Source organism: Pseudoduganella namucuonensis, assembly GCF_900116645.1.
GTDB lineage: Bacteria > Pseudomonadota > Gammaproteobacteria > Burkholderiales > Burkholderiaceae_D > Rugamonas > Rugamonas namucuonensis.
In genome coordinates this window covers 1-17,639 of sequence record NZ_FPBO01000068.1, presented here as the reverse complement: position 1 = coordinate 17,639, position 17,639 = coordinate 1, and the positions used below count along the sequence as shown (strand labels likewise).

The following is a 17,639-nucleotide window of genomic DNA, read 5'->3' as shown; positions in this document are numbered from 1 at the left end:
TCAATTAGGATGCTGGGGACGGAAGGGGCCGACGTCATCGCCTCGTGGAGCGATGGCGGCGTTCTGGACGCGATGGGCGGCAATGACACAGTCAGTGGCAGTACGAATACAGATACGATCAGCGGAGGTAAAGGTAATGACAGCATCACGGACAGCGGTGGCATTGGCAATCTGCTGCGCGGTGATGAGGGCAATGACACCGTTTGGTTTAGTCGATACGGCACCAGTACGGTTGAGGGGGGCAGTGGCGATGACTTGATTTATGCGGATGTGAACAACGATCCTGCGAGCGTAAATGTATTGTCAGGTGGCATTGGCAATGACCGCCTGTCCAGCGGACGCAGCAGCGACACCTACCTGTTCAATCGCGGCGACGGACAGGATACAATCTCCGACTTCGACTACAATGGCGCCGGCAAGCTAGACAAGCTGCAGTTCGGACCGGGCATCGCACAATCACAACTTAAATTTTACCGGGTTGGCACCGATCTGCTAATCACGGTCGCAGATTCGGCGACGCCGCCGTCGGCGGATCAGATCACGATCGAGAACTGGTTTAGCGGATCGGTTTACCAAATCGAGAGTTTCGTGTTCGCCGATGGTAGCAGTTTCACGAAGGACCAGTTGCCGGCGCTGGTTACGGCGGTTCTCGGCACGGGCAACAATGAGGCTGTTTCCGGCACGGGGGGCGGCGACATGGTCCTTGGCCTTGCCGGCAACGACACGGTCACTGACGCCAGTGGCAGCGACACGATCGAGGGCGGCTCGGGCAACGACCTGATCACCGACAACGGTGGCGGCAGCAACATCCTGCTGGGCGAGTCCGGCAACGACACCGTCAACTTCAGCGGCAGCGCCTACAACACGATCGAGGGCGGCGCCGGCGACGACCTGATCCAGATGAGCGACGTGGCCACCAGCAGCTCCGCCATGAGCAACGTACTGGTGGGGGGCCAAGGCAACGACCGACTGGTTAGCGGCAGCGGAGCCGACACCTACAAGTTCGGCCGCGGCGACGGCGTGGACACCATACTCGACACCGACGCGGCCGGGGCCGGCCGCACCGACACCCTGGAATTCGGTCCGGGCATCGCGGCCTGGCACCTGGTGGCCAGCCGCCAGGGCGACAACCTGCGCATCCGCGTGGTGGACCCGTCGAACTTCGCGCAAGTCGACCAGGTGACGATCGAGAGCTGGTTCACCGGTTCGAGCCACCGCATCGAACGCTTCCTGTTCGCGGACGGCAGCGCGATGAATGTCGCGCAGATCGAGAAATTGCTGCAGGGCCAGGACCGCACCAATGGCGGACTGGGCCTGGAAAACATGGCGCCGTCGTCGGCGTCGCAGCCGGGCGCGGGCTCGTCCCTGATCGGACAGGAACGCGAACTGGCGCTGTTCAATTCGGGCAACGGCAACTTCGTGCTCCAAGACCAGGACACGGGTCTGGCCTCGACCGGTCTCGATATCGGTCTGACGCGCACCTACAACTCGCAGGCCGGCCTGGGCGTGGACGGCTGGAGCAACTGGCAGTTCGGTCTCAATAAATCGGTGCGGCTGGACGCGAGCGGCAAGCTGGTGCGCGCCAACGGCGACGGCTCTGAGGGCTTGTACACGCTCGACGGTACCATATACCGGTCAACGGACGGGCAAGGCGCATACGACGCGATCAGTTTCGACGCGGGCGCGGAGCAATGGACCTGGACCGACGGCGCCAGCGGCGTCAAGGAGACCTACGACGCGGCCAAGAACGGCCGCATCGTGTCGGCGCGCGACCGTTCCGGCAACGTCACCACTTACGGCTACACCACTGCGGGCCTGCTGGATCAGGTGACCGACGCCAGCGGCGAAAAGACGGTGCTGGTGTACGACACCTCCAACGTGCTGAAATCGGTGCGGATCGACTACACCTCCGGCGGCGTCGCCAAGAGCGGCACGCGGGTGTACTACGAGTACGACGGCATGCGCCGTCTAACGATGGTCAAGACCGACCTGACGCCGGACGACAACAGCATCGGCGACGGCAACGTGTACTGGACCGCCTACAGCTACGTGGGTGACAGCGGCAGGCTGTCGGGCATCTACCAGAAGGACGGCAGCGCGCTGAAGCTGACGTACCAGCAGGACGCGACAACCGGCGCGTGGTGGATCGACACCGCGACCGACGGGCTGGGCCGCGTGACCAAACTCACGCGCGGCGCCGAAGGCACGACCATCGAGGACGCTGCGGGACGGCAGGTGCGCTACGCCTACGACGCCGGGCTGCTGAAGTCCGTCACCGAGGTCGGCTCGGCCCAAACCGGCACGATCGAGTACGACGCCCAAGGCAATGTGAAGAAGGTGACCGATGCCCGCAACGTCGTCACCGAATTCGAATATGACGCCAACGGCAACCAGACCGCGCAAAAGATCGACGGCGCGTTGACGGTGGCGCGCACCTTTGGCCAGCCCGGCCAGGTGCTGACCGAGACGGTGTACTCCACCCCGGCCGTCGGCGCGCAAGCCGGCGCGCAGCCCTTGACCACGCGCCACGCCTACGACGCGCAGGGCCGCCTGCGCTTCCAGCTCACGCCAGAAGGGCGCGTGACGGAATGGCGCTACAACGCCAAGGGCGAGCAGCAAACGATGATCGAATACGCGGGCGCCGGGTATGACGTGAGCGGCCTGGCCGCCACGGCGGCGCCGAGCGAGGCCGAGCTGGCGACCTGGGCCGCCGCCGCCGACCAGGGCCGCACGGTGCGCACCGTGTACACGTACGACGCGCGCGGCCTGCTGGCCACCGCCACGACGTACAACACCGTGGCGGCCAATGGCGCCGGTGTGGCCGACGGCACGGAATCGCTGCTGCGTTACACCTATGACCAGAATGGACTGCTGCGCCAGAGCATCGACGCGCGCGGGCGCCAGGTCAGCCACACTTACGACGGCCTGGGGAGGCTGGAAACCACGGTCGACGCGGCGCTGCAGCAAACCACGGTGACCGCCTACGACGACGCGAGCCGGCGCACCGTGACCACCGGGATCAACGGCATCACGGTGACCGAGGCGTTCGACCGCGCGGGCCAACTGCTGAGCAGCACGCGCGCCTCCACCGCCGCCAGCGGCACCACCAGCTACGCCTACGACAAGGCGGGAAGGCTGGCGATGGTGCGGGACGCGGCGGGAGCCAGCAGCTTCATGCTGTACGACACGGCGGGCCGCAAGGTGGCGGACATCGATCCGGACGGCAGCCTGACCGAATACTTCTACAACGCCGCCAACCAGATCACGCGCGTCAAGCGCTACGCGACAAATGTGACGGCGGCGTTGGCGGGCGCGGATGGCCTGCCGAACGGAAGCACGCTGGCGCAGGTAAGGCCAACGGCCAGCGCGGCGGGGGACCGCAGCGCCTGGAACGTGTACGACACGGCCGGCCGCCTGATCGAGTCGCTGGACGCCGAGGGTTACTTGACGACGACCGCCTACGACGGCGCCTCGCGCGTGCTGTCGGTGACGCGTCACGCCCAGGTGACCGACCTGGCTGCGTTGGCGGCCCGGGCGGACGCGAACGCGCCCGCCGCCTTCAATTACGCCTTCGCGACTGGCGACAGTAGGGTGCGCTACTTCTACGACAGCGACGGCAACAATGTCGGCGAGCTTGACGCGGAAGGCTATCTGACCGAGCATTTCCACGACGCCGCCGGCCAGTTGACCCGCAGCGTCACCTACAAGACGCCGACGGCCACGGCGCAGCGCGCTGCCGGCACGCTGGCGCAATTGCGGCCGGACACGACGCCGACGGACGCCGTGGCCCGCGTGTTGTATAACGCGAAGGGCCAGCCGGTTGGCGCCATCGACGCCGCCGGTGTGCTGACCGAGACGGTGTACGACCCGAACGGCAACGTGGCGCGCAAGGTGCGCTACGCCACGGTGGTAACCTACACGGCGGAAGCCACGCTGGCGACACTGCGGCCAAACACGTCCACCGCCGACCGGATCTGGACCTACACCTACACGGCGCTGAACCAGCTGCAGACCGAGACCGCGCCCGATGGCACGGTGGCGCGCTACACGTACGACAAGCTGGGCAACGTGCTGTCCGCGACGCGCGCGGAAGGAACGGCGGCGAGCACCACGCTGTTGCAACGCTATGACGTGGAAGGCCGGCTGGTCGCGGAGCTTCCCGCGGCAGCGGCAGCCGAGGTGGCGAAAAAGACGGGCGACCAGCCGGCCATCGAGGCGGTATGGCGCGATTACGCGGTCACCTACAAATACGATGCCGCCGGACGCCGCGTCAGCATGACCGAACCGGGCGGCGCGCGCACGCTGTACTACTACGACACGGACGGCCGCCTGGCGCACACCGTGAACGCGGTGGGCGAGGTGCGCAGCGTGTTGTACAACGCGTTCAATCAAGTCGAGCGGAATGTGGCCTACAGCGCCACTGTGGCGTCCACGACCCTGGCCCTGATGAAAGGCGGCAGCGCGGCGGACATCAGCACCACGTTGACTGGCCTTGCCACCAGCGCGGTGGCCACGCGCACGCTGTACGACCATAACGGCCGGGTGGCCGCCACCATCGATCCGGAAGGGGCGTTGACCGCTTTCCTGTACGACGCCAGCGGCAACGTGAAGGAAAGCTTCGCCTACGCCAGCGCGATCAACGCCAATTCGAGCGAAGCCGACATCCTTGCCGGCATCGCGAACAACACCTTCGTCGACAAGGCGCATGATCAACACCAGCGCTTCGTCTACGACCAGCGCGGCCAACTGAAGGCCACCTTCACCGCGCTGCAAGTGAAGGACAACGTGCAGCAATGGTCGGTCTCGACGCGGGCCTACGACGCCAACGGCAACCTTGTCGGCGCGACGACCTATGCGATGCCGCTGACCAAGGCCGCGCCGGTGGAAGCCGATCTCGCCACGATGGCGGCGTCGGCCTCCGACGAGCGGACGCGCCACGCCTACGACGCGTTGAACCGCCTGTCCGTCACGGCGACCGCGCAGCGGGCGACTAGCGGCGGCAAATACGCGTGGACGCTGCAACTGGTCGAGTACGACGCGGACGGCAACGTCGCCGCGCAGCGCACGCTGGCCAAGCAGCTGGAGGCGGCCGACCCGACGGCGGCCGAACTGGAGGCCGGCGTGGCCGCCGCCAACCGTTCCGACGCGGATTCGGTGGTGCGCCATGCCTACGACGAGATGGGACGCGTGACGCACAGCGCGACGGCGCAAGTCGCCGTGAACGGCGTGCTGCAATGGTCGGTGTCTAAGTTCAGCTATGACAAGGCCGGCCGCCTGACAGCGCGCACGGACTACGCCACCAGCCTGACGGCCGCCGGCCTTCCAGCTGCGCCCACAGCGGCCGACTACGCGCAATGGATCAAGGGCGCCACGGCCGACGCCGCGCGCGACCGCACCACGCGCCACGTGTACGACGCCGGCGGACGCCTGCACTACACGATCGACGCGCTGGGCGGCGTCAGCGGACGCGAATACGACGCGCGCGGCAACCTGACGCAAGTGACCGCCTACGCCACGCCTTCCGTGGTGGCGGACCCGATCCCGGCCACCTACGCGCCGGTGTCCAACACGCGCGACAGCGTCACCCGCACCGTGTACGACGCGGCCAACCGCGCCCAGTACCTGATCGACGCCGAGGGCGGCGTCAGCGAACGCCGCTACGATGCGCGCGGCAACCTGGTGGCCAGCGTGAGCTACGCCACCGCGATCGTGGCGGGCGGCCTGACGCCGTCCAGCACGCCGGCGACCGTGAAGGACCTGGTCACGCCGAAGATCGACGCCACCCGCGACCGGGCCACCCGCTATGTGCTCGACAACGACGGGCGGGTGCGCTTCGTGGTCGACGCGCAGGGCTATTTGACGGAAACGCAATACAACGCGCTGGGCCAGGCGGTCAAGACGTTCGCGTACGAGGACGCGCTGACGCTGGCCGAATCGGCGCAAACGCTGGCCGCGCTGGCGGCCGAGGCCAACACCCAGTTCACGGACCGCAAGGTTCGCTACGAGGTCCGCGAGTATGACGCGCAGGGCCGCGTGATCAAAACCACCGACGCGCGCGGCGCCAGCGAGACGTTCGGCTACGACGGCGCCGGCAACAAGACCTCGTTCGTCAACAAGCTGGGCAAGCAATGGGATTACGCCTACAACGCCGCCGGGCAGCTGGTGGAGGAGCTGACGCCCGAAGTGGCGGTCATGGACAACCAGGGTGCGGCGGCGACGGCGCGCCTGGTGACCGCCATCGACTACGACGCGCTGGGCAATGTGCAGTCGCGCACCGAGGGCGGTGTGCGCAAGGCGGACGGCTCGGCCGTCGAGGGACTGGCGGACAGCACCCGCACCACGAAGTACGAGTACGACCTGCTGGGCCGGCAGATCAAGACGATCCTGCCATCGGTGGCCGTGTACAACGCCGCCGAGACGCCATCGACGGCGGCCGGCGCCGCGCGCGCCGAGCGCACGCCGCTGGAGGTGTCCATCGCCGTCAGCTACGACGCGCTGGGCAACGCGCTGTCCAGCACGACCTCGGCCACCTACCAGGCCGATGGCGCGCCCGAGGACGCGGTCACCACCCGCAAGGTGTACGACAAGCTGGGGCAAGTGGCGTACGACATCGACGCCATGGGGCAAGTGACGGGCTATCAGCGCGACACGCTGGGCAACGTGACGGTGCTGACGCGCTATGCGCAGGTTCCCGGCTGGGCCGGCAGCAGCTACAGCCAGGCCGACGTGGAAGCCCGCCTGCTGACGCTGGAGCACGGCGCGGACCGCGCCATCGCCACCGTCTACAACCGCTTGGGCCAGGCGGTCAAGGTGACGGAGCCCGCCGCCCATGTGTACGACCAGCTCACCGGAGTCACCGGCACGGCGCCGGGCTACGCGACGCTGGCCAAGGTCACGCGGACCGACTACAACGCCTACGGCGAGGCGTACCGCCAACGCGTGTACGGCGCCGAGACCAGCAACCCACAGAACCTGCCGGAAGAGCAGTTGATCCGCACGGCGGTGGCCGAGACGCGCCATTACTACGACCAGCGCGGCGAGCGCGTCGCGCAATTCGTGCTGGCCAACACGGCGGCCGGGGCGGGAGCTGGCGGCGACACGGGCGGCTACGTGAGCGAGACGCAGTACAGCGCGTTCGGCGAGATCAGCCGGGTAACCGACTACGCTGGCCTGGTGGCGGCGAGCGCCATGCGCGACAGCGCCTATGACGCGGTGTCCGTCAACGGCGCGGACCGCCGCACCGACTACTACTACGACAAGGCCGGCAACAAGGAAAAGGAGATGCGCCACGGCGTGGACGTGGACGTCTTCCGGGGCGCCACGGTGGCCAGCGGCGCGGCGGTGCTGGAGACGCGCTACGCCTACGACGCGGTGGGCAACCTGCTGTCGAGCACGGACCCGCTCGGCGGCGTGACCAGTAGTTATTACGACGCGGTGGGGCGGGTGACGGCGGTGACGGTGCGGGCCGGTTTCGACGCGGGCACGGCCGCCGATCTGCAGGGCGGGGCGCAGGCCGCGCCGCTGATGCTGACCGCGTTCATGCGCGACGTGCACGGCAACGTGGTCAGGCAGACCGCGTACGCGACGTCGGCCACCGTGGACGCGACCGGCTACCAGGCCCCGGCTGGCGACGCGGCCGACCGCGTCACCTGGACGCGGTACGACCGCAATGGCAACGCGGTCGCGGTAAAGGACGCGAACGGCAATGAATCGTTCAGCTCATACGACATCTTCGGGCGGGTGGCCAAGCAGTGGCGCGAGGTGAGCATCGCCGACACCAACGGCGTGCTGTTCAAGCGCACCACGTACAGCATCACCAGGTACGACAAGCTGGGGCAGGTGGCCGAGGTGCTCACGCCGGGCAACGGCACATCCATGGCGCTGGCCGATGTCTCCGGCAAGATCGTGCAGAGCGCCAGCATCGTGAACCACCTTCAGGCGGGCAGCGACTCGTCCTACGTGGGCGAAAACCGGGTCACGCTGGCTTATCCGGAGCTGGGTAATCAGCCGATCCGGGTGGAACTGAGCTATCGCACGTACCCGGGATACATCCACGACGATGAGGCGGAGAACGGCAAACGGCCGGTGGCCGCGCGCATCACGTCGCAGACGTTCGAGCTGGCGGCCGGCGGCGCGTCGGCGACGCTGGTGTGGCAGGATGATGGCGTCGTCAGCGGCGGCATCCAGGACTTCAACAGTGTGCGCATCCTGGTCAGGAACGCGGCGGGCGAATGGGTGCAGCAGTACCAGCGCCTGGGCTACGAGCTGACTGCCGCGCCGCGCGTGGAGGACAACGTGGCCGGCGAGGTCGGCACCACCCGCCAGGCCAACAGCTACAACAGCTTCGGCGAGTTGACCGGCAAGAGCGTGAACGGGGTGCAGTACGAGTACGCCGATTACGACCAGGCCGGCCAGGTGTGGCGCACCAACGCCGGCGACGGCGTGGACAAGGTGATGTTCCATAACATCGCCGGGCAGACCACCCTGCAGCTGCGCAGCGCCAGGAGCGTCGATGGCGGCGTGTACGACCTGAAGGCAGGCTATCAGTCGGCGCAGCAGGTGGCGGCGTTCGCCGCCGGCGACGACCGGGCGACGGGCCTGGTGCGCAACGAGACGCGCTACGACCTGATGGGCAGGGCCATCGGCCAGACCGGCGCCACGCACGAGGTGCGGGCGCCGGCCGACAGCGGCGTTACCGGCGCCGCCGTCGGCGGCGCGCTGGCCGGGAGCGGCACCCAGTGGGTGTGGCACCACGACGAGCAGGGCGCCGCGCACGGCGGCACCTGGACCGGGGCCAACCAGCTCGACGTCGGCCTGACCTTGCCGGTGGGCCTGGGCAGCGGCGACATCAAGATCGAAGTCGATTACGACACCGATGGCGCGCCGGCGAACTGGGAAGCGAACGAGCCCGAACTGGGGGCCAGCAGCACGACGCACCCGCGGATCCTGCGGATGGACCAATTGCAGGCGGTCGACGCGGCGGCCGGCCGCTACAGCGTGCGGGTCGAGTGGAACGGCCCCAATGTGGACACGCTGCGCGAGCTGCGGGTCTACAAGAAGGACGTGGGCGGCGCCTGGCGCTTGCTGAGCCGGTCGCAGGGCGGCGCTGGCCAGCCGGTTGGCGGACCGTACCTGGCGGTGCCGTTGCCGGCCGATGGCCTGGCCAAGGTGGTGCTGGAGCACACCGCGGCCGGCGGCGCGCCGGTGCAACTGGCCGGCGTGAACTTCGGCGACGCGGTGCTGTTCGACCTGTCCGGCCTGGCGGCCGGCACGGCGCAGTACCGCGTGCTGTTCCAGGGGCAGTACGAGAGCGCGCCGACGGCGGGCGAGTCGGGCAGCCTGCAAGTGGGCGTGGACGGCGCCGGCCGGCGCACCGCCAGCCGCACTGTCGCCAGCGGCCATGCGATGGACGCGCAAACGGCGCGCGCCAGCAGCCGCCAGCGCCTGGACCGTTGGGGCAACGTGGTGGAGGTGACGGACCCGCGCAATCCCAACTGGCGCATCCGCTACAGCTACAACGACAACGACCAGTTGACGAGCACGCAGCGGGTCGACCTGGCGCTGCCGCAGGCCGCGCCGCAGACGCTGGCGACGAGCTATTACGACGCGCTGGGCCGCGAGGTCGGCACCAGGGACGCGCTGGGCCATCTGCAGCGCAAAGTGTACGGCGCCGACGGCCGGCTGGCCGACGAGCGCCATGCCGACGGCGGCCTGGTGCACAGCGTCTACAACCTGTTCGGCGAGCGCACCGCGCTGCACACCTACACGGACAGCACGCGGTACATCGCGACCGGCTACGGCTACGACCACCTGGGCCAGCTGACCTCGGTCAGCACCGCTTCGGTGACGAGCCACGTGGCGCTCGCCCCCGACGAAGGCGGCGGCATGCAGCTCAGCGAGGGCGTGGCCGGCGCGCTGACCGAATCGTACCGCTACGATGAACTGGGGCGGCGCAACCGCACCATCGACGGCGCCGGCGGCACCAGCCACGTGCGCTACGACTTCGGCGGCAACGTGGCGGCCAACATTGACGAGCTCGGCAGGGTGACGCGCTACAGCCACGACGCGCTGGGTCACCGCACCGGCCAGCAGAATGCCGACGGCTTGAGCATGCGCTGGGAGGTGGACCTTCACGGCCGCGTGCACAGCCACGTGGACCTGGGCGAGGCGACAGTCCGCTACCGCTACACCGGCCTCGGCCAGCTGGCCACGCAAAGTTCGGATGCGCGCGGCCAGATCGCGGCCCAGAACCTGGCCTACCGCTACGACGGCGACCAGCTGGTGCGGATCGACGACCTGGCCAACGATCAGAGCAGCACCTATGCCTACGACCTGGCGGGCAACCGCCTGCGCGAGAAGACGTTGGCCAGGGGCCTGGTGGTGCAGGACAACCACATCGCCTACGACGCCCTGAACCGCATGACCCGGGTGGCCGACGGCCGCTACGACATCGGCATCGGCTACGACGCCAACGGCAACCGCACGCGGGTCGACACCTTCCACATCGATGCCAGCGGCAACACCACCGCGATCAGCGCCCGCAACAGCTACGACGAGATGAACCGGCAACTGATCGTCGACGGCAAGCTGGGGGACGGCCAGCCGGAGGACGGCGAGGTCGTGCTGGGCGAGCGCGGCCACCAGCTGGCGTACGACCTGGCTGGCAAGCGCGTCAGCGACAGCTATTACTACACGGCGGCCGACGGCCAGCGCCGGTGGACCCGGGAAACCTATGACTACGACGCCGCCGGACGCCTGGGCACGACCTGGCGCGGCGACGCGCGGGACGGCGCCGACGCGACCGTCATCGACCGCCGTTACTACGACGGCGCGGGCCGGATCGTGCGCTCCGGTGTCGCGCAGACCGAGTTCTCGGGCGAGACCGTGCTGGTGCAGGGCAGCTCGGACGCGGTGATGAAGGGCTACAAGCTGCCCAGCGAATACCGCATCAATTACTACGACGCGGCCGGCCAGTTGATACGGCAGAAGGCGCGCGCGCTCAACGGCTTCCTGCTCGACGACATCTATTACAGGCCCATCGGGGACCGGTCGCCGACCGAGAACGCGCAGACCGGCTACAGCGACGCGGGCAATCTGCAGGGCTACTATCTGGTGCCGCCGGGCAACGGCCCCCAGACCATGTACAAGATGCGGTACGTGATGTTCGACGGCTACAAGGAAGCGCTGGTCACCGCCGATCGCCAGGACAACCGCAGCGCCATCACGGAAACGGTCTACGATGGCAACGGCCACGTGATCGGGGTCAATGAACGGGTCGCCGCGAACGGCAACACGCCCGAGTCGCAGCGCAGCCGCGGCTACGTCAACGACGCCTCGGGCCAGGTGCTGCTCAAGGTGGACGGCGCGGTGCGCACCACCTCGCTGGTGGTGAACGGTGTGCTGCTGGGCAGCAGCGGCAACAGCGCCGACGACACCGACAGCAGCTTCGCCAGCACCTACCAGGCCACGGGCTCGGGCGCGATGTCGGCGGCGCCGTCGGCGTACGCGGTGCAGGGCGCCCATGAAACGCCGTCCAGCATCGCGCAGGCGGTGTGGGGCGACAGCAAGCTGTGGTACCTGATCGCCGACGCCAACGGCATGGGCGGGGACACGGCGCTGAGCGCGGGAACGCTGCTGCGGCTGCCGGCGCGCGTGAACACCGTGCACAACGACTACCAGAGCTTCAAACCCTACAACGCCGCCGAGGCCATCGGCAACACCACGCCGGTGCTGCCGGCGCCGGCCGGGCCGGAAGGCTGCGGCGCGGCGGCGCAGATCATCGTGGTGGTGGTGGCCGTCGTGGTGACGGTGGTCAGCTACGGCGCGCTGAGCGAAGCGGCGGGCGCCGCGCTGACCGCCGCGTTCGGGTCCTCGACCGCCTCGGCGGCGGTGATCGGCGCGGCGGCCGGCGCGCTCGGCTCCATCGCCAGCCAGGGCGTGGGCATGGCCATTGGCGCCCAGGACCAGTTCAGCTGGCGCGGTGTCGCGCTTAGCGCCCTGGGCAGCGGGGTGAGCTACGGCATGGCCGCCGGCGTCGGCTCGGGCGGCGGCTTCATGGGCCTGGAGGGCCGCGCGGCCTTGGCGGCGCGGGCCGCCGTGAGCAACGCGCTCAGCCAGGGCATCGGCGTCATGACCGGTCTGCAGGAACGTTTCGACTGGCGCGGTATGGCGGCCTCGGCCGTCGGCTCCGCGGCCGGCGCCACGGCGGCCAAGGCACTTGGCGAGGCCGGCTACGGCATCCTGGCGCAACGCATCGGCGCCAGCTTCGCCGGTGGCGTCGGCACGGCGCTGGCGCGCGGCGGTAAAATTGACATTGTGCGCATTGCCACAGACGCGTTTGGAAATGCGTTGGGTGACAGCATCGCCGAGATGAGCTTGGGCAGCAGCTCGGAGCAGGCTCGAATTGCCGAGCTTGATGCGGAAATAGGTAAGGGCGAATTGTTTGTGTCCAGCGCAAATTGGCGTAATCCGGTGATATCTTGGAATCTTGATGGCAAGTCGATGTACGACACTGATCTATATTACCGTCAGGATCGCGATGCCATGATGTCCCTTGAAAACTCAGAGCCAGCGGCGCATCAAGTAGCTATCGGTGATATGGACGATGATGGTAATGTGAATCTCGGAGATGGACGGTGGAAAACTCCAGGCGGAAAGATTGCTTATATCACGGTTATAGCTGGGTTGGAATTCAACCATGCCCAAGCAAAGAATCTGTCGGAGGCTATTAATCTTGATTATCAGTTTGGCAGCGTATCCGGCGGAATCGGTGGACTTTCGCTCAATGAGTTGATCACCGTCGACATTAAAGCAATCCAGAACAATGTAGCTCGCCAGCAGGTTGCAAAGATGTTGGCGCAGCAAAATCCTCGCCCCAATACTGTGCCGATTTCGGACATTGATTTCGTCGACTCGAAAGCATTAGATAAAAACCAGATTGGAGAAATAATTAACTCACATAATCCAAAATTGATCGACATGGGTATTGATCAGTTTGTTTATGACACGTCGAAAAAATATTCACTGAATCCTAAAGTCCTACTTGCGACTTTAGCGCAGGAGCAAAATTGGGGGCTTAATGGAAAAGTTTCTAAGATTGCTGGCATTGACGGTGGTGGAGGCGGTAATCCTATCGATCTACCTATTGGAAAATCGATTGACAAATCTGCTGAGACGTATCGCAAGCACTTTGACGTTGCCGCAGATGCAGGAGGCATGATGAAGATAAAAATCAATTTTGATCCGCGCGGAAATGAACAGCGAGCAGTATTCGGTAGCGGCCTATCAGAGTGGCAAGCGAAGAATCCGATGGCGGTTCATAATTTGCGTCAAGGATTTGAATATACAACTCGCACGGCGTCAGAATATGCCAAGTTGAAGTACACGCCATTTACATATTTTGCGCCGCAAAATAGTCGACCTTATGACTCTTGGGTGAAACTTTATAAAGGTTTTAAGTAACATGATTATTTCTCAAAAGACCAGATTTTGTAAAATCGCTTTCGCTACTTTTTTAATGATTAGTTGGCACTCAATTTCATTCGCAACTTTAGAATCGTCTTCGGAAAGTGAGGTCGTCGTTCCGGACATATTGGCGATGAGTTCGGAAGCCAATATTGTTTACAGCAAAGCCTTCCCTGGCCCGGTCACCAGAACCATTAGGAGTACCGATAAAACGGCTTTGTTTTATGCGTCGCTTAAGATAATCGCGCCAAAAAAGGAAAGGTATTCAATAAAAATAGACTGTGTCGGCGAGGATGGGAATCCTCTTATTGCTGGGACAGTCAATAGAGAGATTTTTAGTGTAAACAAAGCCAAGTATCAGAATGGCGAGATTGCTCAAATCGAAGTGAGTATGGGATTGGATCCAAAGAGCGGGGCAATGGTTCCCGGTCAAATAAGGCCAATGAGGAATGACGAGAATTATTTCATCAGACTGTACGTGGATGATAAAATTGTGGGGCTTACTAGTTTTCGCTATATCATATTAAAACCAAGTACAAAGAAGTGACGGAGGTGGGCAAGGGATTTGTTGCCTCGACAAAATTTAAGCGAACTGAACATCAATGAAGGTGGACTTCCAACCAGCCGCACGCATCCGTCGGCTGGAACCATCGCCGAATTTGAAAGCAAATTTGGAATTGATTTGCCTGATGGCCTAAAGTGCTTGCTAAACACTATAAATGGTGGACATCCAGAGTTTGATTGCGTAGGTGGTGCAGATGGACAATATGCAGTCAATCGATTCTACCATCTCACTCCGGAGGATCACGGCTCTGAAAGCCTTTGGTACGCCGCAACTCATTGGCGGCCAATATTAGGTGATAAGGCACTCGTTTTCGCCGGTAATGGCGGGGGGGATTCAATTTTTTTTAGATTTTCGCGACACGCCTCCATCAATCAAGCTTGGCTCTATGCCGTTCCGTGTGGAATTTGACTTCAGGCGGCATGGCGTATAACGCCGGAATTTAACGGCACGGCGGCGCGCAGCGGATTGTCCGGCAGGTGTTTGAGTTTGGACATGCGTAAATAAGCAATGGCGATGAAGTTGGTCACGGTGCGGAAGCCGCGCGCGGCGCGCTTGGCTTGCTGGAGCAAGCCATTCATGGCCTCGACATAGGCGTTGCTGCGGCCGTCGAGCATGCCGCGCACCACGCCGGGCAGGCGTTCCTTGAGCGTGTAGGCCAGACGTTTGAATGGTTCCAGCCGGCAGCGGCGCGCCCAAGATATCCAGCCCAGCAAATCTTGCTCGGCCTTGATGGTGCAGTTGGCGGCCACTGCGCCGCGATAGATTTCGCGCAGCGCCTGCTTCAAACGCCATGCCCGCGCGCTTTTCAGGTTGGAGCGCTGCAGCCAGTGCATCGAGGAGATTTGATGGTAGGTCCAGCCAACAGGATTTTTCCGCATGCCCCACATCATTGCCTTGACCGCCTTGCTGTCGTCCCCCAGCGTGGCCCTCACGGCTTTGGGCTGGGTGCGCATTTCCTCGCGGCGCACCTCGTCCATCGCGGTGTTGGTCAGGGCGATCACATGGAAGCGGTCGTAGCTGATCTGGGCCTGTGGCAGATTCTCGGCTACGCCCTTGGCATAGGCCGCGCTCATATCGATGCAGACATGCTTGATCTCGTCGGCGACGCCGCCATGCGCCTCCAGGTCCTGCTTGAAGGCGGCCACCGTTTCGTGATTCCGGCCCGGCGTCATGAACAGCAATCGCTTGGCCTCCAGATCGTGCGTGACGGTGACGTAGTTATGTCCCTTCTTGATGCTGGTTTCATCGAAGCCGACCACGCGCACGCCCTTCATCTCATCGCGCTCGCGGGCGATGCCCACATAGTACCCAATGCGCCGCCACAGGCGTTTCGATGTCACCCGCAACTGGTCCGCCGCCTGGGCAACCGGCAAGGTTTGGCACAACGACAACGTCAGCGCTTCGAACAGCAGCGTGAATCCGCTCCCCGGGCGTGCCCACGGCACCTCGGTCTGCGTGGTCTTGCCGCAGGCGGCGCAATCAACACGCGGCACCTCGGCGTGCAGCCATGCCTCGAACTGGAAGAAGTCGAGGTGTCGCCAGCTACGCTTGACGCGGTCATGGATGCCTTGTCCATCCACGCCACAGGCCGGACACGGCAATTTCTTGGCATCGCACTTCACCTCGAAATCGATCCGGTGCTTGACCGTATTCAGTTCAACGTTCGACACGCCCCACGGCGCTTGCAGACCCAGCGCGGTGGTGAACAGGGCTTCGACGGCGATACTCATCAGGGACTTGGACTCAGAAAAAAGCGTTACCCGACATGGTAACCGATGTCAATTTCCACTGGAAATGGCATAGAGCCTCAAGCTTTTCCTTCATAAGGGAATGCTCAATGATCCTTATACGCTGATTGCTGGACTCGCAGGCGATATTCCAGTTGATCTTGCCCCCGTATAACCGGACACAGCCTATCGCTTAGTTAACGCCGCTTTCCTGAGCCCGGCGCGCCAGCTCCCTCCTGAACATGCGAGGGGATTTCAACTTCAACGACGAGTGCGGATGAACCTCATTGAAATGCATATGTCAACAGCGATTGAAAATTGATACAGTTTTCGCGTTGCCAGCGATTTAAAACTGATACACCACCGTCACCGGTTACACCCGGTCTCCTGTTGCCCTGTCGCCGCCGGCTGGCTGCACCATGCCGGCCTGGCGCTGATGCTTGAGCCGGTAGCTTTCACCCGCGATCGGCACGATATGGGCGTGATGGAGCAGCCGGTCCAGCAGCGCCGCCGTCAACGTCGTATCCTGCGCGAACGTCGCGTCCCACTGCCCAAACGGCAGGTTGCTGGTCACGATCAAGCTGCCTCTCTCGTACAGCACCGCGATCACCTGGAAAAACAGGTTGGCCTGCTCGCGGTTCATCGGCAAATAGCCGATCTCGTCGATCACCAGCACGCGGTAAGCCTTGATCGCCCGGTGCAGCACCGCCTTCAGGTTGTTCTGCCGGTGCGCAGTGGTCAGCGTCAGCAGCAGGTCGGCCGCCGTCATGAAGCGCGTCTTGACGCCAGCCTGGGCGGCCCGGTAGCCCAGCGCGATCGCCAGATGCGTCTTGCCCACGCCGCTCGGCCCCACCAGCACCACGTTCTCGTTACGCTCGATAAAGCCCAGTCCAGCCAGCTCTTCAACCTGGCTGCGTTTGACGCCCTTGGCGAACTCGTAATTGAACCCGTCGAGCGTTTTGATCGCCGGGAAGCCCGCCAGCCGCGTCATCATGCTCTGCTTGCGCACCGTGCGCCCGGCGGCCTCCTCCCTCAGCAGGCCCTCCAGGAAATCGCTGTACGGCGTGCCCAGCACCGCCGCCTTCTGCGCCGCCGCGCCATAGCCCTGCGCCACGAATGGCAGGCGCAACTCCTCGCATAAACCTGCGATGCGTTCGTGCTGCAGGTTCATGCCGCCGCTCCCTGCACGCATTGCGCCAACAACTGTTCATACACCGCCAGCGGATGCTGTACCGGCGCCGGCTCTGCGAGCCGCTCGACGACGATGGCCGGCCGCGCCGCTGGCGCGGCGGCGACTGGCGCCCGCGGTCGCGCAGCGCCAATGTCGGCCCGCCACGGCAAGGGCAAGGCCTGCAACCGCGTTCGCTCCTCGGCCAGCCGCGCCGCCGGCCGCTCGCCGGTGGTGCCGTGCACACGCTGGTGCGCCACCTCGCGCAGCCAGCGCGTCACCTCGATGTTGGCCGTGACCGCGTCCAATTGCTGGCCGCTTTGCGCCAGGCGGCTGCTCAGCGGCACGTAGAACGAGCGGCGCAGGTAGCCGTTGAAACGCTCCACCTTGCCCTTATCGTCTGTCAGCAACTGCTTGCCATGGCGACGACTGCACGCCCATAACAGTTGAAATCACCCACCCATTTCACCCCCAACGGGGACTACGAATCCATGTGCTCACTCGCCGGAAAAACTGGGGAGAGGACCGCGTGATGTTCTACAACGCCGATGGCCAGATGATGTCCATGCTGTCCTCATGGACGAACATTGATCGGGCCGATGCATACACGCAGGGCGATACGGGTGGTTCCTGGTTTCGTACCGACGACCTGCGCAACCTTCGTGCGCTGGTGGATGAGCTGACGATCCAGATTACGCATGGCGTCAAGTAAATT

General features: G+C 64.6%; 6 protein-coding genes and 1 pseudogene. 4 read left to right on the top strand and 3 right to left on the bottom strand.

Features of this window, described 5'->3' with window-relative positions; all coding sequences use genetic code 11:
• Positions 1-9: 9 nt before the first annotated feature.
• The 3 genes from BM436_RS34825 to BM436_RS38770 are packed head-to-tail and all read left to right on the top strand — an operon-like array spanning position 10 to position 14,437.
• Positions 10-13,461 (top strand): calcium-binding protein, encoded by a 13,452-nt coding sequence (locus BM436_RS34825; protein ID WP_093561516.1) that lies wholly within the window; start codon positions 10-12, stop codon positions 13,459-13,461.
• Position 13,462: 1 nt separating this feature from the next.
• Complete coding sequence (locus tag BM436_RS36785) at positions 13,463-14,011, top strand: hypothetical protein (protein WP_143133484.1); 549 nt, start codon at positions 13,463-13,465, stop codon at positions 14,009-14,011.
• Between the two features lie 18 nt (positions 14,012-14,029).
• Complete coding sequence (locus BM436_RS38770; RefSeq protein ID WP_093561514.1) at positions 14,030-14,437, top strand: SMI1/KNR4 family protein; 408 nt, start codon at positions 14,030-14,032, stop codon at positions 14,435-14,437.
• A gap of 2 nt (positions 14,438-14,439) precedes the next feature.
• Here the strand turns inward: BM436_RS38770 and BM436_RS34815 are convergent, their stop codons facing one another.
• The 3 genes and pseudogenes from BM436_RS34815 to BM436_RS34805 all read right to left on the bottom strand — a co-directional run.
• On the bottom strand, positions 14,440-15,759 hold the full coding sequence (locus BM436_RS34815) for an ISL3 family transposase (RefSeq protein WP_093561512.1): 1,320 nt from the start codon (positions 15,757-15,759) through the stop codon (positions 14,440-14,442).
• A gap of 370 nt (positions 15,760-16,129) precedes the next feature.
• On the bottom strand, positions 16,130-16,927 hold the full coding sequence (gene istB / locus BM436_RS34810) for an IS21-like element helper ATPase IstB (RefSeq protein WP_093561510.1): 798 nt from the start codon (positions 16,925-16,927) through the stop codon (positions 16,130-16,132).
• Positions 16,924-17,319: pseudogene (locus BM436_RS34805) on the bottom strand (IS21 family transposase); the annotation flags it as partial. The gene istB and the pseudogene BM436_RS34805, both read right to left, overlap by 4 nt.
• 5 nt (positions 17,320-17,324) lie before the next feature.
• On the opposite strand from BM436_RS34805, the gene BM436_RS34800 reads away from it, so the two are divergent.
• Positions 17,325-17,636 (top strand): DUF5372 family protein, encoded by a 312-nt coding sequence (locus tag BM436_RS34800; RefSeq protein WP_307667136.1) that lies wholly within the window; start codon positions 17,325-17,327, stop codon positions 17,634-17,636.
• Positions 17,637-17,639: the final 3 nt, after the last annotated feature.